This is a genomic window from Streptomyces sp. WM6378, from assembly GCF_001279695.1.
Lineage (GTDB): Bacteria > Actinomycetota > Actinomycetes > Streptomycetales > Streptomycetaceae > Streptomyces.
In genome coordinates, this window is sequence record NZ_LGDD01000287.1 from 1 (window position 1) to 19,073 (window position 19,073).

Annotated in this window: 17 protein-coding genes; 8 read left to right on the forward strand and 9 right to left on the reverse strand. The window is 71.2% G+C overall.

The window, feature by feature from the left end; translation table 11 throughout:
- Nucleotides 1–149: 149 nt before the first annotated feature.
- The 4 genes from ADK54_RS21315 (at nt 150) to ADK54_RS21330 (ending at nt 4,493) form a co-directional block, all read left to right on the forward strand.
- Complete coding sequence (locus ADK54_RS21315) at nt 150–965, forward strand: SDR family oxidoreductase (protein ID WP_053727265.1); 816 nt, start codon at nt 150–152, stop codon at nt 963–965.
- A 64-nt stretch (nt 966–1,029) separates the two neighbouring features.
- The gene (locus ADK54_RS21320) at nt 1,030–2,052 is read left to right on the forward strand and encodes a P1 family peptidase (protein ID WP_053727319.1); all 1,023 of its coding nucleotides are present in this window, start codon (nt 1,030–1,032) and stop codon (nt 2,050–2,052) included.
- A 124-nt stretch (nt 2,053–2,176) separates the two neighbouring features.
- On the forward strand, nt 2,177–3,466 hold the full coding sequence (locus tag ADK54_RS21325; RefSeq protein ID WP_420717347.1) for a L,D-transpeptidase: 1,290 nt from the start codon (nt 2,177–2,179) through the stop codon (nt 3,464–3,466).
- A 166-nt stretch (nt 3,467–3,632) separates the two neighbouring features.
- Nucleotides 3,633–4,493 carry a DUF6227 family protein gene (locus ADK54_RS21330; RefSeq protein ID WP_053727321.1) on the forward strand — a complete coding sequence of 287 codons (861 nt, stop codon included), beginning with the start codon at nt 3,633–3,635 and terminating at the stop codon, nt 4,491–4,493.
- A gap of 73 nt (nt 4,494–4,566) precedes the next feature.
- Here ADK54_RS21330 and ADK54_RS21335 read toward each other — a convergent pair whose 3' ends face one another.
- From ADK54_RS21335 to ADK54_RS21355, 5 genes are all read right to left on the reverse strand, one after another.
- Nucleotides 4,567–4,821, reverse strand: a complete 255-nt coding sequence (locus ADK54_RS21335; protein WP_053727266.1) for a hypothetical protein — start codon at nt 4,819–4,821, stop codon at nt 4,567–4,569.
- A 139-nt stretch (nt 4,822–4,960) separates the two neighbouring features.
- On the reverse strand, nt 4,961–6,937 hold the full coding sequence (locus tag ADK54_RS21340) for a PTS fructose transporter subunit IIABC (protein ID WP_053727267.1): 1,977 nt from the start codon (nt 6,935–6,937) through the stop codon (nt 4,961–4,963).
- Nucleotides 6,938–6,977: 40 nt separating this feature from the next.
- A complete protein-coding gene (gene pfkB / locus ADK54_RS21345; RefSeq protein ID WP_053727268.1) occupies nt 6,978–7,928 on the reverse strand; it encodes a 1-phosphofructokinase in 951 nt (316 codons plus the stop codon).
- Nucleotides 7,925–8,686, reverse strand: a complete 762-nt coding sequence (locus ADK54_RS21350; protein ID WP_053727269.1) for a DeoR/GlpR family DNA-binding transcription regulator — start codon at nt 8,684–8,686, stop codon at nt 7,925–7,927. The genes pfkB and ADK54_RS21350 overlap by 4 nt, the downstream gene beginning before the upstream one ends.
- 313 nt (nt 8,687–8,999) lie before the next feature.
- The gene (locus ADK54_RS21355; RefSeq protein WP_053727270.1) at nt 9,000–10,529 is read right to left on the reverse strand and encodes an MFS transporter; all 1,530 of its coding nucleotides are present in this window, start codon (nt 10,527–10,529) and stop codon (nt 9,000–9,002) included.
- A 63-nt stretch (nt 10,530–10,592) separates the two neighbouring features.
- Here ADK54_RS21355 and ADK54_RS21360 point away from each other — a divergent pair, with 63 nt between their 5' ends.
- Nucleotides 10,593–11,576: a helix-turn-helix transcriptional regulator gene (locus ADK54_RS21360; RefSeq protein ID WP_053727271.1), complete on the forward strand. Its 984-nt coding sequence runs from the start codon at nt 10,593–10,595 to the stop codon at nt 11,574–11,576.
- Between the two features lie 106 nt (nt 11,577–11,682).
- Here ADK54_RS21360 and ADK54_RS21365 read toward each other — a convergent pair whose 3' ends face one another.
- Nucleotides 11,683–12,681 (reverse strand): sigma-70 family RNA polymerase sigma factor, encoded by a 999-nt coding sequence (locus tag ADK54_RS21365; protein ID WP_053727272.1) that lies wholly within the window; start codon nt 12,679–12,681, stop codon nt 11,683–11,685.
- A gap of 148 nt (nt 12,682–12,829) precedes the next feature.
- Here ADK54_RS21365 and ADK54_RS21370 point away from each other — a divergent pair, with 148 nt between their 5' ends.
- Nucleotides 12,830–13,366, forward strand: a complete 537-nt coding sequence (locus ADK54_RS21370; protein WP_078966517.1) for a GNAT family N-acetyltransferase — start codon at nt 12,830–12,832, stop codon at nt 13,364–13,366.
- A gap of 51 nt (nt 13,367–13,417) precedes the next feature.
- Here the strand turns inward: ADK54_RS21370 and ADK54_RS21375 are convergent, their stop codons facing one another.
- A complete protein-coding gene (locus ADK54_RS21375) occupies nt 13,418–14,203 on the reverse strand; it encodes a dioxygenase (RefSeq protein WP_053727274.1) in 786 nt (261 codons plus the stop codon).
- A gap of 150 nt (nt 14,204–14,353) precedes the next feature.
- Here ADK54_RS21375 and ADK54_RS21380 point away from each other — a divergent pair, with 150 nt between their 5' ends.
- On the forward strand, nt 14,354–14,845 hold the full coding sequence (locus ADK54_RS21380; protein ID WP_053727275.1) for a MarR family winged helix-turn-helix transcriptional regulator: 492 nt from the start codon (nt 14,354–14,356) through the stop codon (nt 14,843–14,845).
- A gap of 46 nt (nt 14,846–14,891) precedes the next feature.
- Here ADK54_RS21380 and ADK54_RS21385 read toward each other — a convergent pair whose 3' ends face one another.
- Entirely contained in the window at nt 14,892–16,433 is a 1,542-nt protein-coding gene (locus ADK54_RS21385; RefSeq protein ID WP_053727276.1) for an MFS transporter, read from the reverse strand.
- A 137-nt stretch (nt 16,434–16,570) separates the two neighbouring features.
- Complete coding sequence (locus ADK54_RS21390) at nt 16,571–17,227, reverse strand: TetR/AcrR family transcriptional regulator (RefSeq protein ID WP_053727277.1); 657 nt, start codon at nt 17,225–17,227, stop codon at nt 16,571–16,573.
- A 285-nt stretch (nt 17,228–17,512) separates the two neighbouring features.
- Here ADK54_RS21390 and ADK54_RS21395 point away from each other — a divergent pair, with 285 nt between their 5' ends.
- Nucleotides 17,513–18,820, forward strand: coding sequence for a M6 family metalloprotease domain-containing protein (locus tag ADK54_RS21395; RefSeq protein ID WP_053727322.1), 1,308 nt, complete (start codon nt 17,513–17,515; stop codon nt 18,818–18,820).
- Nucleotides 18,821–19,073: the final 253 nt, after the last annotated feature.

Consider the following 19,073-nt stretch of genomic DNA (forward strand, 5'->3'; position numbering starts at 1 on the left):
CCCACTCACCGCCCCACCCCCACCCCGTCAGCGCCCCGTGCGCACCCCGTGAGCGGGCGCGCTCAGAGTCGGCGGTGTCGGAGGGAGCAGCCCCCGGCGCAAACCCCCGCCGGGCTCGCCGCCCGCAGGGCCGGAACAGGGAGCACACCATGTCGCAGCACCAGCAGGCCCGCACCACCGCCGCCACCACCCTTGCCGACAAGACCGCCCTCGTCACCGGCGCCTCCCGAGGCATCGGGCGCGGCATCGCCCAGCGGCTCGCCGCCGAAGGCGCCCTCGTCGCCGTCCACTACGGCACCGACGGGCCCGCCGCCCAGGAGACCGTCGACGCCATCGTCGCGGCCGGCGGCCGCGCCTTCGCCGTCGGCGCCGACCTCACCACCATCGACGGCGTCGAGCAGCTCGCCGACGCCGTCCGCAGCGGGCTGCGCGCCCACACCGGTGTGGAGTTCCTCGACATCCTCGTCAACAACGCCGCCGTCACCGGGCAGCACCTGGCGTACGCGGAGACGACCCCCGATCTCTTCGACCGGCTCTTCGCGGTCAACGTACGCGCCCCGTTCTTCCTCGCCCAGCGCCTGCTGCCGACCCTGCGCGACGGCGGCCGCATCATCAACATCGGCTCCGCCGTGACCCGCATCGCGCTGGAGGGCGAGTTGGCGTACACGATGACGAAGGGCGCGATGGAGACGTACACCCGGACCCTCGCCAACGAGGTGGGGGCCCGGCGGATCACGGTCAACCTGGTCGCGCCGGGGCCGACCGAGACCGACCGGACCCGTGCCTTCTTCCGGTCCTCTCCCGAGATGGAGGCGCGGATGACGCAGGCTCAGGCGCTGCCGTGGATCGGGCAGCCCGCCGACATCGCGGACCCGGTCGCCTTCCTCGCCTCGGAGGACGCGCGCTGGATCACCGGGCACGTCCTCGACGCCTCGGGCGGGACCTACCTGGGGCCGAAGCTCTGAGAACCGGGAGCCCGTGTCCCGACTCCGCACGCCTCGGCCCAACTGCCGTGGTGGGATGTGGGTCATGAACAATTCCCTCACCGATGTGGCCGGGTTCCTGGTCGGGCACGCGGCCGTGGCCGGACCGAACGCCCTGAGCGGCACGACCGTCGTGCTCGCCCCGCCCGGCGGCGCGGTCGCCGCGGTCGAGGTGCGCGGGGGCGGCCCCGGCACCCGGGAGACCGACGCCCTTGATCCGAAGAACGTCGTCGAGCGCATCGACGCCGTCGTGCTGACCGGCGGCAGCGCGTACGGGCTCGACGCGGCGGCCGGGGTGATGGCCTGGCTGGAGGAGCGGCAGCGCGGGGTTCGGGTCGGGCCCGAGCCGCACCAGGTGGTCCCGGTCGTGCCCGCGGCCTGCCTGTTCGACCTGGGGCGCGGCGGCGACTGGCGGGCCCGGCCCGACGCGGCGGTGGGCCGGGCGGCCGTCGAGGCGGCCGGGACGGAGGTCACGGAGGGGAACGTGGGGGCCGGGACCGGCGCCGTGGTCGGCGGCCTCAAGGGCGGCGTCGGCACCGCCAGCGTCACCCTGGCCTCCGGGGTGACGGTGGCCGCCCTCGCCGTCGTCAACGCCGTCGGCTCCCCCGTCGACCCCCACAACGGCGCCCTGTATGGGGAGTACGGGGAAGATTCACCGGCTCAACTGCCAACCCCCGAAAGACACTTGGGCGCCCAGGCTCGGCTCGCCGCCGCCCGTGTCGAGATGCCGCCCCTCAACACCACCCTCGCCGTCGTCGCCACCGACGCCCGGCTCACCCGGCCGCAGGCGCAGAAGCTCGCCGGGACCTCCCACGACGGGCTGGCCCGCGCCGTTCGCCCCGTACACCTGATGCACGACGGGGACACGATCTTCGCCCTCGCCACCGGATCGCATGATTCCGGGCCGGACGGGACGGACAAGGCCCTCAGCCCCGAGGAGTTGAACCACATTCTCGCCGCGGGGGCCGACGTCGTCGCGCGGGCGATCGTGCGGGGCGTGCGGGCCGCCGGCAGTGTCGAGGGGCCAGGGGGAACTTTCCCCTCTTATGGGGATCTGTACGGGAGTTGAGGGCCGAGAGGCTCTCGATTGTGACCTCCGTCACCATCGATTCTCGCAACCATTGGGCCATTTGGGTTCTCTATGTCCGTACTGGATTCATTTCGCAGTACACCACGCAGACATGGAGTAGCCCGTGACACCGCCGGCGTCGGACAACGCAGCGCAGCCTCAGCAGTTCAGCAGCACCCCGCGCCCCGCGCGTCCGTTTGCCCGGCGCCGGGTCCGGCTCATCGCGGGAGCGGCGGGCCTCCTGGTCGGCGCGCTCGCGCTGACCGCCTGCGGCGGCGACGCCAAGGCGAGCGACGACAGCAAGAACGGCAAGGGCGCGGACGCCTCGGCCGCCAAGGACGCCTCCACGCTGAAGATCACCATCTCGGCGAAGAACGGCTCCACCAACGCCTCCATCAACGACGTCACCGTCAAGGCCGAGGGCGGCAAGCTCTCCGACGTGACGATGACCGAGGTGCAGGGTGGCAAGGCCGTGCCCGGCACGCTCGCCGCCGACGGTCTTTCCTGGAAGCCGACCGGCAAGGTCGAGCGCGGCACCCAGTACAAGATCGCCGCCAACGGCAAGGACGACAAGGGCCGGGCCGCGACGGAGAACTCGCAGTTCTCCACCGTTTCGGCCAAGGACAGCTTCATCGCCAACTACACCCCCGAGGACGGCTCCACGGTCGGCGTCGGCATGCCGGTGTCCTTCGACTTCAACAAGGAGATCACCAACAAGAAGGACGTCCTCTCGCACATCACGGTGACCAGCAGCAGCGGGCAGCAGGTCGTCGGGCACTGGTTCAACTCCCAGCGCCTGGACTTCCGGCCCGAGGAGTACTGGAAGGCCGGCTCCAAGGTCACCATGAAGATCAACCTGGACAAGGTCGAGGGCGCCAAGGGCGTCTACGGCGTGCAGTCGAAGGAAGTCACCTTCACCATCGGCCGCAACCAGGTCTCCACGGTCGACGTGAAGACGCAGGAGATGACCGTCCAGGAGGACGGCAAGACCATCAAGACGATTCCGGTGTCGACCGGAAGTTCCGAACACCCCACCTACAACGGGCAGATGGTGATCTCCGAGAAGTTCACGCAGACCCGCATGAACGGTGACAGCGTGGGCTTCGGCGGCGAGTACGACATCAAGGACGTGCCGCACGCGATGCGCCTGTCCACCTCGGGCACCTTCATCCACGGCAACTACTGGGGCGACCCGTCGGTGTTCGGCAACGACGGCACCAGCCACGGCTGCGTCGGCATGAAGGACGTGAAGGGCGCCGCAGGCGACACTCCTGCCAAGTGGATGTTCGACCACAGCCTCATCGGTGACGTGGTCGTCGTGAAGGGCTCGCCGGACAAGACCATCGCCCCGGACAACGGCCTCAACGGCTGGAACATGCCGTGGTCGCAGTGGACGGCGGACAGCACCTCCTGACCAACTCCCTTTCTCCACAGCAGACTTGACCGGCCGGTAACCCTTTTACGGGGTGCCGGCCGGAAAAGTTTCGGCCATGCCCGCTGCGCGATCCGCCCTCAGGGGCTACGTTGAGCACCTTCTACGTGACCAACAGCGACGGCCAGGAGAAGCCTTGGTGCTCCATGTGCCCCACCCGCTCGACGGCGAGCGCGGCCCCGGCGACGACTCGGCCCAGGAACAACTGGCCGCAATCCTGGGGCGGGCCCTGAACTCCTTCGATCTGCCGGACGAGCTCGTCGAGCGCCTCGCCCTGGCGATGGCGCACACCACTTCGCTGCACTCCTCGCTGCACACCTCGGCGGCGGGCCCCGGCGGCCACCGCCTGAGCCGCGAGACGTACCGGCACTGCTATCTGCTCCTGGACGGCACCACCGTCACCCTGTGGGAGCTCGCCCACCACGACGGCCGCGAGTACGCGCACGAGGTGTACGCGGCCGAGGAGGACGCCCGCATCGCCGCCGCCCGGCTGCGCCGCCGGGCCCTGCCCCACGAGGCCACCCACCCGGACGACGAATTCGGCGCGCTGGAGGCCGAGTTGGGTGCGTACGGGGGCGGCGCCGTCGACCCGCTCCAGGACTTCGAGGACGGCTGGGAGGCCGGCTTCGGCCCCGACTTCCTCGCCGGGCAGGACCGCCCGTCCGCCGGGCGCCCCCACCCGTACGCCCCGGACGACTCCGCGGACCACGCGCGCCGGCTGCTTCGCCGCGCCGAGAACCCGGACCGGCCCGGCGAGCGCACCGCGCTCAGGCTGCGGGCCGCACACGCGCACCGGATCACCCAGGCCTTCGGCAGCCACTGCCGCACGACCGGCCGGGATGCCGCGTTCACGCTGTACGAGCACGCGTTCCTGCTGCTCGACGGCGGCGAGCTCAGCCTGTGGGAGGTCGAGCACACGGCGACCCCGGACGGCCGCCACATGTGCGAGGTGTACGCGACCGAGCGGGCCGCCAGAGCCGCCATGGAGCGCCGCGCGCACGTGAGTTGAGGGCCGCGGCCCGGGCCCCGAAGGACCCGCGGACCCTCACCTCACGGCCGTACGCTCACCTCACGCGCACGCGTCAGGAGCTGCGCGGGTCGAGCTGGCGGATCAGGCCCGCGAACGCGGCCCGCTCCGCCTCGGTGAGCGCGACCTTCTCCCGGGCGGGCGGCCCGGCCTGCCGGCCCACCGCGCGCAGGGTGCGCAGCGCATGCCACTCGGCCCGGTCGGCGCGCTCCCGGCGCAGGATGCGGACCAGGCCGACGACCCAGGCGACACTCGCCGCAGCGAGGACGGAAAGGCCTATCTGCTGAATGATCGTGATGTTCTGAGCCACGCGCCCCAGTAGACAACACAGGCCGGGACTTACGGCAGGGAGATGCAAGGACTTTGGTCCTCAAGTGGTACATGTCACGTCATGACGGCCGAAGATGCCCGGCCCCACGGTAGGGTCCGGGCATATCGGGTGTAATCCTTCAGGCGGCGACCGTCACCCTCTCCTCGTCGAGCGCCGGGGCCTCGTGCTCGGGCTGCCGCTTGCGCAGGCCCTTGAGCAGGATGACCAGGGCCGCGCTGACCGCCGTGCCGGCCGCCACGGCCAGCAGGTACAGGAAGGCGTTGCCGATCAGCGGGACCACGAAGATCCCGCCGTGCGGTGCCCGCAGGGTGCAGCCGAAGGCCATCGACAGGGCGCCGGTGACCGCGCCGCCCGCCATCGCGGAGGGGATGACCCGCAGCGGGTCGGCCGCCGCGAACGGGATCGCGCCCTCAGTGATGAAGGACGCTCCGAGCACCCAGGCCGCCTTGCCGTTCTGGCGCTCGGTGCGGGTGAACAGGCGGCCCCGCACCGTCGTGGCCAGGGCCATCGCCAGCGGCGGCACCATGCCCGCGGCCATCACGGCCGCCATCACCTTGAAGCTGCCGTCGGTGCCGTCGGCGAGCCCGCCGACCGCGAAGGCGTAGGCCACCTTGTTGAGCGGGCCCCCCAGGTCGAAGCACATCATCAGGCCCAGGATCACGCCGAGCACGATCGCATTGGCGCCCGAAAGACCGTTGAGCCAACTGGTCAGCGCGGACTGGAGCTTGGCGATCGGCTCGCCTATGACCAGGAACATCAGGAAGCCCACGATCGCCGACGAGATCAGCGGGATCACCACCACCGGCATGATGCCGCGCAGTGGCGCCGGGATCCTGACCTTCTGGATCGCCATGACCACGGCGCCCGCGATCAGACCGGCCGCGAGCCCGCCGAGGAAGCCCGCCTTGATCGCGACGGCGATCGCACCGCCCACGAAGCCGGGCACCAGACCCGGCCGGTCGGCCATGCCGTACGCGATGTAGCCCGCCAGGACCGGGACCAGGAAGCTGAAGGCCAGGCCGCCGATCTGGAAGAGCAGGGCGGCCCAGCTGGTGGCGTCGGTCCACAGGAAGTGGTCCATGACGGAGGGCGCCTTGTCGACCTTGTAGCCGCCGATGGCGAAGCCCAGCGCGATGAGCAGGCCGCCCGCGGCGACGAACGGCACCATGTAACTGACGCCCGACATCAACCACTTGCGCAACTTGGTGCCGTAGCCCTCGCCCGGCTCGCCCGCCGCCTCCACGGGGGACGGCTTGGCGCCCGGCTCGGCGATCTCGCCACAGGCCGCCTTGTCGCGGACTTCCGCGATCAGTTCGCCGGGGCGGTTGACGCCCGCCTTCACACCCACGTCCACCGTGGGCTTCCCGGCGAACCGCTCCTTGTCCCGTACGGGCACGTCGTGCGCGAAGATCACGCCGTCGGCGGCCGCGATGACGGCCGGGGCGAGCCGGGTGAACCCGGACGAGCCCTGCGTCTCGACCGCGATCTCGACGCCCTCGGCCCGCGCGGCCCGCTCCAGGGACTCCGCCGCCATGTAGGTGTGGGCGATGCCGGTGGGGCAGGAGGTGACGGCCACGATCCGGAAAGGCTGGGTTTCGTGCGACTGGGCCGCGGGCTCGGGAGCCTCTTCGACCTGCGGCTCGGCCGCCTCCTCGCCCCGGATCAGCGCCGCCGCCGCCTCCGCCGTGGCCGCCGCCCGCAGTGCCGCGGTGAACCCGTCGTCCATCAGCTGGCGGGCCAGGGAGGACAGGATCGACAGGTGGGCGTCGTCCGCGCCCGCCGGGGCCGCGATGAGGAAGATCAGGTCGGCCGGGCCGTCCGGCGCGCCGAAGTCGATCCCGGCCGCGCTGCGGCCGAAGGCCAGGGTCGGCTCGGTGACGTGGGCGCTGCGGCAGTGCGGGATGCCGATGCCGCCGTCGAGGCCGGTCGGCATCTGGGCCTCGCGGGCGGCCACGTCGGCGAGGAAGCCGTCGAGGTCGGTGACGCGGCCGAGCGCGACCATCCGCTCGGCGAGCGTACGGGCGGCGGCTTCCTTGGAGTCGGCGGCCAGGTCGAGGTGGAGGTCGACCAGTTCCGCGGTGATCATCTGGCTCATCGCGGGCTCCTTTGCGGGCGGTGAGGGGCGGGGGCGGGGGTCATGGCGCCGGTTCCGACAGGGGGCGGTCCAGCGGGACGGCGTCGGTGACGGTGACCGCCGCCGGATCGAGGTCGCCGGGCGTCGGCATCACGCTGCCGGGGAGCTGCACGGCGGCCGCGCCGTGGGCGACGGCCGCGGCGAGCGCCCGGGGGCCTTCGCCGCCCGCCGCGAGGAACCCGGCGAGCGATGCGTCACCGGCTCCCACGTTGCTGCGTACGGTCGCGACGGGGGCCGAGGCGAAGTACGTACCGGATGCGGTGACCAGGAGCTGGCCGTCGGCGCCGAGGCTGGCGAGGACGGCGCCCGCCCCCAGCTCCCGCAGCTCTTCGGCCGCCTTGACCGCGTCGCCGATGGTGGCGAGGGGGCGGCCGACGGCCTGGGCGAGTTCCTCGGCGTTGGGCTTGACCACGTCGGGGCGTTCGCGCAGCGCGGCGATGAGGGAGGGGCCCGAGGTGTCGAGGGCGACCTTGGCTCCGGCGGCGTGCGCGCGGGCGACGAGGTCGGCGTACCACTGGGGTGCGAGGCCCGGCGGGAGGCTGCCGCAGCAGGCGATCCAGTCGGCGCGGCCGGAGTGCCCGCGGACGGTGTCGAGCAGCAACTCGCTCTCGGCGGCGGTCAGTTGGGGCCCGGGCGCGTTGATTTTCGTCAGGGTGCCGTCGGGTTCGGCGACCGAGATGTTGGAGCGGGTGTGGCCCGCGACGGGGACGGGGGCGACCTCGATGCCCTCGGCGCCGAGGAGTTCGGCGACCAGGGCGCCCGGGGCGCCGCCGAGTGGCATGACGGCGACCGTGCGGTGTCCGGCGGCGGCGACGGCGCGGGAGACGTTGACGCCCTTGCCGCCGGGGTCCACGCGCTCGCCGGTGGCGCGCAGCACGTCGCCGCGCGTCAGGCCGGGGACCTCGTAGGTGCGGTCGAGGCTGGGGTTGGGGGTGACGGTGAGGATGTTCATACGGTGATCACGTCCGTGCCGGCGGCCTCGATGGCGGCGACGCTGTCGGGGGCGAGCCCGCTGTCGGTGATGAGGAGGTCGACGTCGGCGATGTCGCCGAAGCGGGCGAAATGTTCCTGGCCGTGCTTGGCGGAGTCGGCGAGCAGCACCACGCGCCGGGCGGCGCCGATCGCGGCCCGCTTGACGGCGGCCTCGGCGAGGTCGGGGGTGGTGAGGCCGTGGGCGACGGAGAAGCCGTTGGTGCCGAGGAAGACGACGTCGGCGCGGATCTCGCCGTAGGCGCGCAGCGCCCAGGCGTCGACGGCGGCCCGGGTGCGGTGGCGGACCCGCCCGCCGACGAGGTGGAGGTCGATGGCGGGGTGGTCGGCGAGCCTCGCCGCGACGGGCAGCGCGTGGGTGACGAGGGTGAGCCCGCTGTCCAGGGGCAGCTCGGCGGCCAGGCGCGCGATGGTCGATCCGGCGTCGAGGATGACGCTGCCCTCGGCGGGCAGTTCGGCGAGCGCGGCCCGCGCGATGCGGTCCTTCTCGTCGGCGGCGGTGGACTCGCGCTCGGCGAGGTCGGGCTCGAAGTCGAGCCGCCCGGCCGGGATGGCCCCGCCGTGCACGCGGCGCACCAGGCCGGCCCGGTCGAGTGCCTTCAGATCTCGCCGTACGGTCTCGGCGGTGACCTGGAAGGTCTCGGCGAGCGAGAGCACGTCCACGCGCCCGCTCTCCCGCGCGATCCGCAGGATCTCCTGCTGCCGCTCCGGTGCATACATGTCTGTTTACGTCCGTTTCCGTGCCCGAACCTGCGGTTACACCGCCAGGTTACGACCGAGTTCCCCTGAAGTAAATCGATTCGGGCATTCTGCGGACACAAACGGACTTAGGTCCCGGCGGCCGGGAGCCACCCGACCCGGGCCCGGACGGGCCGAAGATGCCGATGCGGGCGGGCACCAAGGCATTTAGGGGCGCGGGGAACTGCGCGACCAGCCACCCACGGTCCGCAGCCGAACTGGGGGTCCGGGGCGCAGCCCCCGGACAAGCCGATGGCCCGCACCTCAAGAGGTGCGGGCCATCGCGCGCAAGGGATCAGGCCGGCTGCGCCGACTTCGTGAGGTCGAGCAGCTCGGCCTCGTCGATCGCGCCCTCGACATGCTGCCGCGGCTTGGCCGGCAGCGCGAACATCACCAGGAAGATCACCGCGAGGACTCCGGCGACGTACCAGAGCGAATGCTGGAAGCCGTCCACGAAGGCCTGGTTCAGCTGCGGCGGTACGAGGTCGTCGCCGATCGAGCCGAAGAAGACGACCGAGACCAGGCCGAGGCCGAGCGCGTTGCCCATCTGCTGCACGGTGTTGATGAGCCCGGAGGCGGAACCCGAGTGCTCCTTGGGGACCTCGGAGAGCACCGCGTCGGTGAGCGGGGCGACGATGAGGCCCATGCCTAGGCCCATCACGACCAGCGGGAGCGCCATCTGCCAGGAGGCGATGCCCGTGCCGTAGTGGTCGGCCTCCCAGATGTAGATGAGCAGTCCGGCGACCATCGTCAGGGCGCCCGCCTGGAGGACCTTGCGGCCGAAGCGCGGGACGAGCTTCTGCACGGACATGCCGGCCGCCACCGACACCGCGATCGAGAACGGCACGCCGGTCAGGCCCGCGCGCAGGGCGCTCCAGCCGAGGCCGATCTGCATGTAGAGCGTCCACACCAGGAAGAAGATGCCGAGGCCGACACCGAAGGTGGCCTGCACGGCGATGCCCGCCGCGAAGCTCTTCACCTTGAACAGCGACAGCTCTATCAGCGGGGAGCCGTCGCGCCGCGCCTTCATCCGCTCGTACGCGATGAGGCCGGCGAAGACCAGGACGCTGCCCGCCATCGAGAGGTAGCCCCACAGCGGCCAGCCGAGCTCGCGGCCGCGGGTCAGCGGGTAGAGCAGCATCAGGAGGCCGAGGGTCACCAGGACCATGCCGACGAGGTCGAGCTTGAGGGCCTTGGGCGCCTTGGACTCGCTGATGAACTTGATGCCGAGGATCAGGCCCGCGATGCCGACCGGCAGGTTGATCAGGAAGATCGGGCGCCATTCCAGGCCGAACAGGTTCCACTCGGTGAGCAGCGCGCCGAGCAGCGGCCCGGAGACCGCGCCGAGGCCGACGACCGCCCCGAACAGGCCGAAGACCTTGCCGCGCTCGTGCGCGGGGAAGGTGGCGTGGACGATCGAGAGGACCTGCGGCACCATCATGGCGGCCATGGCGCCCTGCAGGATGCGGGAGGCGACCAGCATCTCCGGGTTCGCGGCGAAGCCGCACAGGGCGGAGGCGAGCGTGAAGCCGCCGATGCCGATGAGGAAGAGCTTCTTGCGGCCGTGGATGTCGCCGAGGCGGCCGCCGGTGATCAGGCCCGCGGCGAACGCGAGGGCGTAGCCGGCCGTTATCCACTGGATCGAGGAGAAGCTCGCCCCGGTGTCCTTCTGGATGGACGGAATGGCGATGTTGACGATCGTGACGTCGACCAGGTCCATGAAGGCCGCGGTCATCACGATGGCCAGGGCGAACCACCGGCGGCGGTCTGCTGCGGCGACGGCTGCGGACTCCGGTGTGGTGCTACTGGTCGTTGTGGAGGTCATGAGAAGAAAGTTAGACCCCCTATAGGTCAGAGAGTGTCCTCTTTGGCCCGGCATCCTGGATGCATGACCGATACCCCGGCACGGCTGCTGCAATTGCTCTCCCTGCTCCAGACCCCGCGCGAGTGGCCCGGCGGCGAGCTCGCCGACCGGCTCGGGGTGTCGCGGCGCACGGTACGTCGCGACATCGACCGGCTTCGTGAGCTCGGCTATCCGGTGCAGGCGGCGCGCGGCGCCGAGGGCGGCTACCGGCTGGTCGCGGGCAAGGCGATGCCGCCCCTGGTCCTGGACGACGAGGAGGCGGTGGCCATCGCGGTCGGCCTGCGCGCGGGCGCGGGCCACGCGGTGGACGGCGTGGACGAGGCCTCGGTACGGGCGCTGGCCAAACTGGAGCAGGTCCTCCCCTCCCGCCTGCGCCACCGCGTCGCGAGCCTCCAGGCCGCCACGATGCCGCTGTCCGGGCCCTGGCGCGGCGACGGCGCGACGGTCGACCCTCGCACCCTGACCACGCTCGCCTCGGCCGTCACCGGCCAGGAGCGGCTCCGCTTCGACTACGTCTCCGGCGACGGCACCGCCACCAAGCGCCTGGTCGAGCCGTACCGCCTGGTCTCGACGGGGCGCCGCTGGTACCTGGTGGCGTACGACGTGGAGCGCGGCGACTGGCGTACGTTCCGGGTCGACCGGGTCGCCGAGCCGTTCGCGACCGGCGCCCGGTTCGCGCCGCGCGAGCTGCCCGAGGCGAACGCGGCGGAATTCGTGCGCAACTCGATGAACCGGCTCCAGCCCGTCCTGGACGTCGACGTCACCTTCGAGGCGCCCGCCGACTTCGTGACCGCCCGGCTGCCCACGTCGATGGGCGCGCCCGAGCCGCTGGACGCCGGGCGCTGCCGGCTGCGCACCTCGTGCACCGACTCGCTGGAGTGGGTGGCGCTGCGCCTGGCCCTGGTGGACTGCGAGTTCACCGTCAACGGGCCGCAGGCAATGACCGGTTATCTGCACGAGCTGGGCGAGCGTCTCACGCGGGCGACCGCGCCCGGGCCAGGGGAATGAGGGGAATGAGAGGGGCCCCGACACCAGGGGGGGGGAGAGGTGCCGGGGCCGGGAGCCCACGGCACCAGGGGGGGGAAGGTGCCGGAGCTCGTCTTGGGGGCGGGGCCTAGGCCGCCGCGTCGAAGCCCGTGTCGCGGGCCATCTTCTTCAGTTCGAGCAGGGCGTGCTTCTCGATCTGGCGGATCCGCTCGCGGGTCAGGCCGTGCTCCTTGCCCACCTCTGTCAGCGTACGCTCACGGCCGTCGTCGATGCCGTACCGCATTTTGATGATGGAGGCGGTGCGCTCGTCGAGCTTGCAGATCAGATCGTCCAGCTCCTCACTGCGAAGGAGCGTGAGCACGGACTGCTCGGGCGAGACGGCGGAGGTGTCTTCGAGCAGGTCGCCGAACTGGGTCTCGCCCTGGTCGTCGACCGGCATGTTCAGCGAGACCGGGTCGCGCGCCCAGTCCAGGACGTCACCGACGCGCTCCGGCGTGGAGCCCAGCTCGGCGGCGATCTCCGTGTGCTCGGGGTCGCGCCCGTTCTCCCGGTTGAACTCGCGCTGGACCCGGCGGATGCGGCCCAGCTCCTCCACCAGGTGCACGGGCAGGCGGATGGTGCGGGACTGGTCGGCGATGGAGCGGGTGATGGCCTGGCGGATCCACCACGTCGCGTACGTGGAGAACTTGAAGCCCTTGGCGTAGTCGAACTTCTCTACCGCGCGCACGAGGCCCGCGTTGCCCTCCTGAATGAGGTCGAGCAGCGGCAGACCGGCCCTCGGGTAGCGGCGGGCGACGGCTACGACAAGGCGGAGGTTGGATCGGATGAAGAGGTCCTTGGCGCGCTCACCGGCGGCGTACAGCGCCTCCAGCTCCTCGCGCGAAGCGTCCCCTGCCTTGCTCTCGACCTGTCCGTCGAGGATCTGGCGTGCGTACACACCGGCCTCGATCGTCTGCGAGAGCTCGACCTCCTTGGCGGCGTCGAGCAGCGGCGTACGCGCGATTTCGTCGAGGTACATACCGACCAGGTCGCGGTCGGCGATCTCGCCGGTGACTGCGCGGACCCTGCTTCCCGACTCCGAACCGCCAGAGGCGGACTGTCGGCGGGCGACGGCGCGGGTTGCCATGCGTGCTCCCTTACTGAGTGGGTCGCGACACCCTCCCGGGTGCCCTGCATCCGATGGAAACAACGGCTGGAATCCGGACAGAATTCCCGTCCCGCCCATCGATTTTCGTGATCATGCAGTACCCTGTGCCGCCACGGGAGGGGTTCAGGTGCCGCAGGAACGTACAGAGGTGCAGGTCAGGCCCGGTGTGGAGGCCGATCTGGGGGCCCTCACGGACATTTACAACCACTTCATCCGTGAGACCGCCATCACATTCGATACGGCCGCCTTCACCACCGAACAGCGCCGTCCGTGGCTGCACTCCCACCCTGAAGACGGCCCGCACCGCCTTCTGGTTGCTCACGATGACCGTTTTGTCGGCCGGGCCGGCATTCTGGGCTACGCGACGAGCAGCCCCTTCCGCCCGAAGCCCGCGTACGCGACCTCCGTCGAGGTCAGCGTGTACTGCGCGCCGGAGGCGACCGGCCGGGGCGTGGGCACACTCCTGTACCGCTCGCTCTTCGAGGCGCTCGCAGGCGAGGACGTGCACCGGGCGTACGCCGGGGTCGCCCTGCCGAACGAAGCCTCCCTCCGGCTGCACGAACGCTTCGGCTTCACCCACATCGGCACGTACCGGGAAGTCGGCCGCAAGTTCGGCCGGTACTGGGACGTGGCCTGGTACGAGAAGGAGCTCGGGGAGGCGTAAGGGCCGGGCCTCACGAGAAAGCGGCCCAACTCCCTTTCCCCGCGCGCTCGTTCAGCCGTACTGCACCGACCGCTTGGCGAGCCCCATCCAGAACCCGTCGATGACGCTGCGCGCGCCGCCCGGCTCGCCCTCGCTCGCGCCCATCGTCACGAACAGCGGGGCGAAGTGTTCGGTGCGGGGGTGGGCGAGCCGCCCCGCCGGGGCCTTGTGCTCGAAGTCGAGCAGCGCGTCGAGGTCGCCGGAGGCCAGCGCCCGCGCGCCCCAGTCGTCGAACTCGGCCGACCAGCCGGGCACTTGGCCGCCGGTGTGGCGCAGCGCGGCCAGGTTGTGGGTGAAGAAGCCGCTGCCGACGATCAGCACGCCCTCGTCGCGCAGCGGCGCCAGCTTGCGGCCGATGTCGTAGAGCTCGCGCGGGTCGAGGGTCGGCAGGGAGATCTGGAGGACCGGGATGTCGGCGGCGGGGAACATCTCGACGAGCGGGACGTACGCGCCGTGGTCGAGCCCGCGGTCCGGGACGTCCTGCACGGGCATGCCGGGCGCGCGCAGCAACTTGCGTACGGAGTCGGCGAGTTCGGGGGCGCCGGGGGCGGCGTACCGCACCTGGTAGTAGCGCTCGGGGAAGCCCCAGAAGTCGTACACGAGCGGCACGGTCTCGGTGGCGGCGAGCGCGAGCGGGGCCTCTTCCCAGTGGGCGGAGACCATCAGGATCGACTTCGGCCGGGGCAGGTCGGCGGACCAGGCCGCGAGCTCGCCCGGCCACAGCGGGTCGTCCGCGAGCGGCGGGGCGCCATGGGAGAGGTAGAGGGCGGGCATGCGCTCGGCGCGGGCGACGGTCATGGCGACTCTCCGACTCACTCACTGACAGTCTGACCGGCCGGCCCGGCCATCGGGCATCGGGCGATCAGCCATTACTTGAAGTCTCAAGCTATGGGGCCCACCTTAACGCGACCTAGTTCAACTTTCAAGAAGTGTCCGTACAGTAGGTGTATGACCTCGGCACCCAACTGGCTCAGCGACGAGGAGCAGCGCACCTGGCGCGCCTACCTCCACGCCACCCGGCTCCTCGAAGACCACCTCGACCGACAGCTCCAGCGCGACGCCGGGATGCCGCACATCTATTACGGGCTGCTCGTCCAGCTCTCGCAGGCGCCGCGGCGCCGGCTGCGGATGACCGAGCTGGCCAAGAACTCGAAGATCACCCGGTCCCGGCTCTCGCACGCCGTCGCACGCCTGGAGAACAACGGCTGGGTCAGGCGCGAGGACTGCCCCTCCGACAAGCGGGGCCAGCTCGCGATCCTCACGGACGCGGGCTACGGGGTCCTGGAGCGGACCGCGCCGGGGCATGTGGCCGCCGTGCGGCAGGCGATGTTCGACCGGCTGTCCCCGGCCCAGGTGGACCAGCTCGGCGAGATCATGCGCGTGATGGCACAGGGCCTCCAGCCCACGGACGCCAAAGCGGACCTGCCCTGGCTCCGCTGAGGTCAGCGGGGCCAGGGCAGGGCGCGTCCGGGGTGCTACCGGGGCGTCAGTGGGCGACCACCGGGATGCGCACCTCGTCCTCGATGTCCTCACCGGCGCTCGATCCGGAGACCGAACTGCCGCCGGGGCGGCCGGTGTTGATGAGGGTGGCGGCGATGACGGCGGCCGCCGCCAGGATGCCGACCGCCCACCAGATGGCGGCGGTGAACCCGTGCACCATGGCCTCCAGCTTCAGGAGCTCGGGGTTCTTGGCGCCGAGCGCCATGTGGCCGGTGACGTAGGCCGTGGTCGCCGAGGCGGCGATGGTGTTCAGCAGGGCGGTGCCGATCGCGCCGCCGACCTGCTGCGAGGTGTTGACCATCGCGGAGGCGACACCGGCGTCCCGGGGCTCGACCCCGATGGTGGCGAGCGACATGGCGGGCATGAACGCCGTACCCATGCCGAGGCCGAGCAGGATCTGCGCGGGCAGGATCACGCCGGCGTACGACGTGTCGATGTCGAGCTGGGTGAGCAGCAGCATGCCGACGGCGGCGGTCAGGAAGCCGGGGGCCATCAGCAGGCGCGGCGGGACCCGGGTCATCAGGCGGGCGCCGATCTGGGTGGAGCCGGTGATCATGCCCGCGATCATGGGCAGGAACGCGAAGCCCGTCTTGACCGGCGAGAAGCCCTTCACGACCTGGAGGTAGTAGGTCAGGAAGAGGAACAGGCCGAACATCGCGATGATCGCGAGGCCGAGCGAGAGGTAGACGCCGCCGCGGTTGCGGTTGGTGATGACGCGCAGGGGCAGCAGCGGGTGCCGCACCTTGGCCTCAAGGGTGACGAAGGCGGCGAGCAGCACCGCCGAGGCGATGAACATCGAGATGGTCAGCCCGTCCGACCAGCCGGCCGACTCGGCGCGGGTGAAGCCGTAGACGAGCGCGACCAGACCGGTGGTGGACAGGATCACGCCGGGCACGTCCAGCGGCGAGCGGTTGCGGGTGCCCGAGGGCTCGCGGATGACGAGGTAGGCGCCGAGGGCCGCCACGATCGCGAACGGGATGTTCACGAAGAAGGTCCAGCGCCAGTTCAGGTACTCGGTGAGGAAGCCGCCGAGGATCAGGCCCACCGCGCCACCGCCACCGGCGATCGCACCGTAGATGCCGAACGCCTTGGCGCGCTCCTTGGCGTCGGTGAACATCACCGCGAGCAGCGAGAGGGCGGCCGGCGCGAGCAGTGCGCCGAAGGCACCCTGGAGCGCGCGGGAGCCGAGCAGCATGGCCTCGCCGGTGGCGGCGCCGCCGAGCGCGGAGGCCGCGGCGAAGCCGAGCAGGCCGACGACGAAGGTCCGCTTGCGGCCCCACAGGTCGGCGATGCGCCCGCCGAACAGGAGCAGCCCGCCGAACGCGAGCGCGTAGGCCGTGATGACCCACTGCTTGTTGGCGTCACTGATGTGCAGCGCGTGCTGGGCGGAGGGCAGCGCGATGTTCACGATGGTCGCGTCGAGGACGACCATCAGCTGGGCCAGGGCTATGAAGGCGAGTGCTTTCCAGCGACTGGGGTCGGGGGCCGAGAGCTGGCCCGTCTTGTCGAGACCGACTGTTTTTGACATGGGGGTAGCCACCTTGGGACGCGGATTACCGAGAGGAGTGCTGTAACTATGCTTGAACTACGACTGATCTACGACTGAATTACGTTGACAGACCAGGGAGTTGAAGAGGTGAACGGGGAGTTGAACGGGTACGGCGGTCAACTCCTCCGGAGGTCGTCGAGGGTCGCCGCACTGCCCGGCAGCTCGGACCGCGCCGGGGCCTGAAGCCCGTCGAGGAACAGTTGCAGGTGGCGGTGGACGAACTGGTCGATGTTCGGGCAGGGCGTGCCGGGCAGCGGCCTGGTCAGCTGGGAGAGGGCGACCATGAGGTCGCCGACGGCGACGTCGGTGCGGAGCCGGCCGGCCGCGCGGGCCCGCCGCATGAGCCCCTCGACGTCGCGTTCGAGGCGCTCGCGGGCCGCGTTCAGTTCCGCCTGGTCCTGGTCGAAGGTGTCGGAGAGCATCGGGCAGAGCGCCCCGATCCGCTCGTCGGCCGCCGCGTGCACGAAGCGGCGCAGGGCGTCGAAGGGGTCCGCCTCCTCGGCGGCCGCCGCCTCGGCCTGGCCCGAGACCCGGTCCATGACGTGGAGCACCACGCTGGTGATGAGCTCCGAGCGGTCGGCGAAGTGGCGGTAGATCGTGGCGTTGCCGACGCCGGCCCGGCGGGCGATCTCGTCCAGCGGCACCTCGGCACCGCACTCGACGAAGATCTCACGCGCGGCGGCGATGATCCGCTCCCGGTTGCGCAGGGCGTCGGCCCGCGGACGCGGGGCACGGCGCGGCGCTGCGGCGACGGGGGCGGCGGCAGTCTGCACGGCTCTGCTCCTTCTCGTAGGTGATCGGGTCGGTCGGGCTCTTCGCCGGGACCTGGCCCAAGCGGGGAAGCATTCCCCGTTTCGCGGGGACGAAGGTTCAAACGGGGAAACCTTCCCCGGTTATTTCCCGACCGGCATGTGACCTGAGCCACAACCATCTTTATGGGGAAAAACCCACATTCGGTCCACCCAGCGCGCGCACGCGACACGCCCGACACAGGGTGATCAGACGAGCGCAGTAAGGAACCGGCCTGCTGTCGCGTACCCGAAGGCGAGGGCGTGCGCATGCAGGACGCCAGCCAGTCCCGCCCGGCCCGGGCGCCCGGCCGCCGGATACCCCGCAGGCGCCGGACCACCTTCCTCGGCGCCGCCCTCGCCTCGGTCGCGCTCGCCACGCTGACCACCGGATCCACCACGCTGTCGATCGCCACCCGCGCCTCCGCGGGCCCGGTGGCCGCCCCCGGCGAGTCCCTGCTCGGCCCCTGCCGGATCCCGGCCGCGCTGGGCGTGCAGATGTCGGAGGGCCTGCCGACCCCGCCCGGCTACGCGCACTCCACCGGCATCGTCCGGGCCCTCACCCTCATGATCGACTTCCCGGACGCGGTGGGCTCCGGCTCCGCGCTCAGCCGGTACAAGGAATTCTTCCCGCAGACCAGCGACTGGTTCCGCAACGCCTCCTACGGCCGCCTCGACTACCGTGCCGAGGCCCCGATCCCGGATTGGCTGAGGATGCCGAAGGCGTTCACGGCGTACGGGATCGACCGCGGCTCGCCCTATGAGCCCGGCTACCACCGCCTGGTCCAGGACATGATCGCGGCGGCCGGCCCGAGGGTGAACTTCTCGAAATACGACCTGGTGAACGTGCTGGTGACCCCGAACGCGGGCCCGTCAGCCCTCGACACGGTCCTCTCGGTGACGTTCTCCGGCAATCAGGACGCGCCCTACGCGGACGGGGTGCCGCTCTCCAACACGTCGTTCGTCTACAGCCGCCAGGACGACGGCTCCGGCTCGTACGGGGAGACGGGCTACCGGGTGCTGCCGCACGAGAACGGTCACGTCTTCGGACTGCCCGACCTCTACACACCGCAGGGCGGCGGGGCCGTCGGGCACTGGGACATCATGTCCGAGGACTGGGGCGCCAACAACGACATGCTGGGCTGGCACAAGTGGAAGCTGGGCTGGCTCGACAACAGCCAGGTCTCGTGCGCGACGGGCAGCGGCGCGAGCCAGTACGCCCTGACCCCGCTGGCCACGGAGGGCGGCCCGAAGCTGGTCTTCGTGCCGGTGACGAAGGACAGCGGGTACGCGGTCGAGGTACGCACCCAGGCCGGCAACGACGAGGCGGTCTGCAAGCCCGGGGTCCTGATCTACCGCGTGGACGCAACCGTCGACACGGGCCGGGGCCCGGTGAACATCTCGGACAGCAAACCGAACACGGGCGGCTGCACCCGCCGCCCGAACGTCAACGCGGAACTGTCGGATGCGCCGTACACGACGGGAGAGACGTTCGTGGACCAGCCGAATGGGGTGCGGATAGCCGTGACGGGGGTGGATGGGATGGGGAACTATCACGTGAAGGTGACGAAATCTTGACGATTCCGGCCACCGCGCATTCCACCCTGCCCGGCGGTCGCGGGCATCAGCCCCCCCCCAGCCCGTCCGGCGAGTACGGACGGCAGCCCACTTCCAGCCCGTCATGGGGGTCCCCCCTGGCCCTTAAGGCCTTGGGGGAGTTTGAGGACGAGCGCCCTTAAGGCGCGAACGGGGGTCCGGGGGCGGAGCCCCCGAAGCAGGGGTGCAGGGGACGAAGTCCCCGCAGGGGGTCTGGGGCGCAGCCCCAGGAAAC

Coding starts and splice junctions, on each gene's coding strand:
- ADK54_RS21315 (WP_053727265.1), top strand. CDS start 150: ATGTCGCAGCACCAGCAGGCCCGCACCACCGCCGCCACCACCCTTGCC.
- ADK54_RS21320 (WP_053727319.1), top strand. CDS start 1,030: ATGAACAATTCCCTCACCGATGTGGCCGGGTTCCTGGTCGGGCACGCG.
- ADK54_RS21340 (WP_053727267.1), bottom strand. CDS start 6,937: ATGAGCCAGATGATCACCGCGGAACTGGTCGACCTCCACCTCGACCTG.
- pfkB (WP_053727268.1), bottom strand. CDS start 7,928: ATGAACATCCTCACCGTCACCCCCAACCCCAGCCTCGACCGCACCTAC.
- ADK54_RS21350 (WP_053727269.1), bottom strand. CDS start 8,686: ATGTATGCACCGGAGCGGCAGCAGGAGATCCTGCGGATCGCGCGGGAG.
- ADK54_RS21355 (WP_053727270.1), bottom strand. CDS start 10,529: ATGACCTCCACAACGACCAGTAGCACCACACCGGAGTCCGCAGCCGTC.
- ADK54_RS21360 (WP_053727271.1), top strand. CDS start 10,593: ATGACCGATACCCCGGCACGGCTGCTGCAATTGCTCTCCCTGCTCCAG.
- ADK54_RS21365 (WP_053727272.1), bottom strand. CDS start 12,681: ATGGCAACCCGCGCCGTCGCCCGCCGACAGTCCGCCTCTGGCGGTTCG.
- ADK54_RS21375 (WP_053727274.1), bottom strand. CDS start 14,203: ATGACCGTCGCCCGCGCCGAGCGCATGCCCGCCCTCTACCTCTCCCAT.
- ADK54_RS21380 (WP_053727275.1), top strand. CDS start 14,354: ATGACCTCGGCACCCAACTGGCTCAGCGACGAGGAGCAGCGCACCTGG.
- ADK54_RS21385 (WP_053727276.1), bottom strand. CDS start 16,433: ATGTCAAAAACAGTCGGTCTCGACAAGACGGGCCAGCTCTCGGCCCCC.
- ADK54_RS21395 (WP_053727322.1), top strand. CDS start 17,513: ATGCAGGACGCCAGCCAGTCCCGCCCGGCCCGGGCGCCCGGCCGCCGG.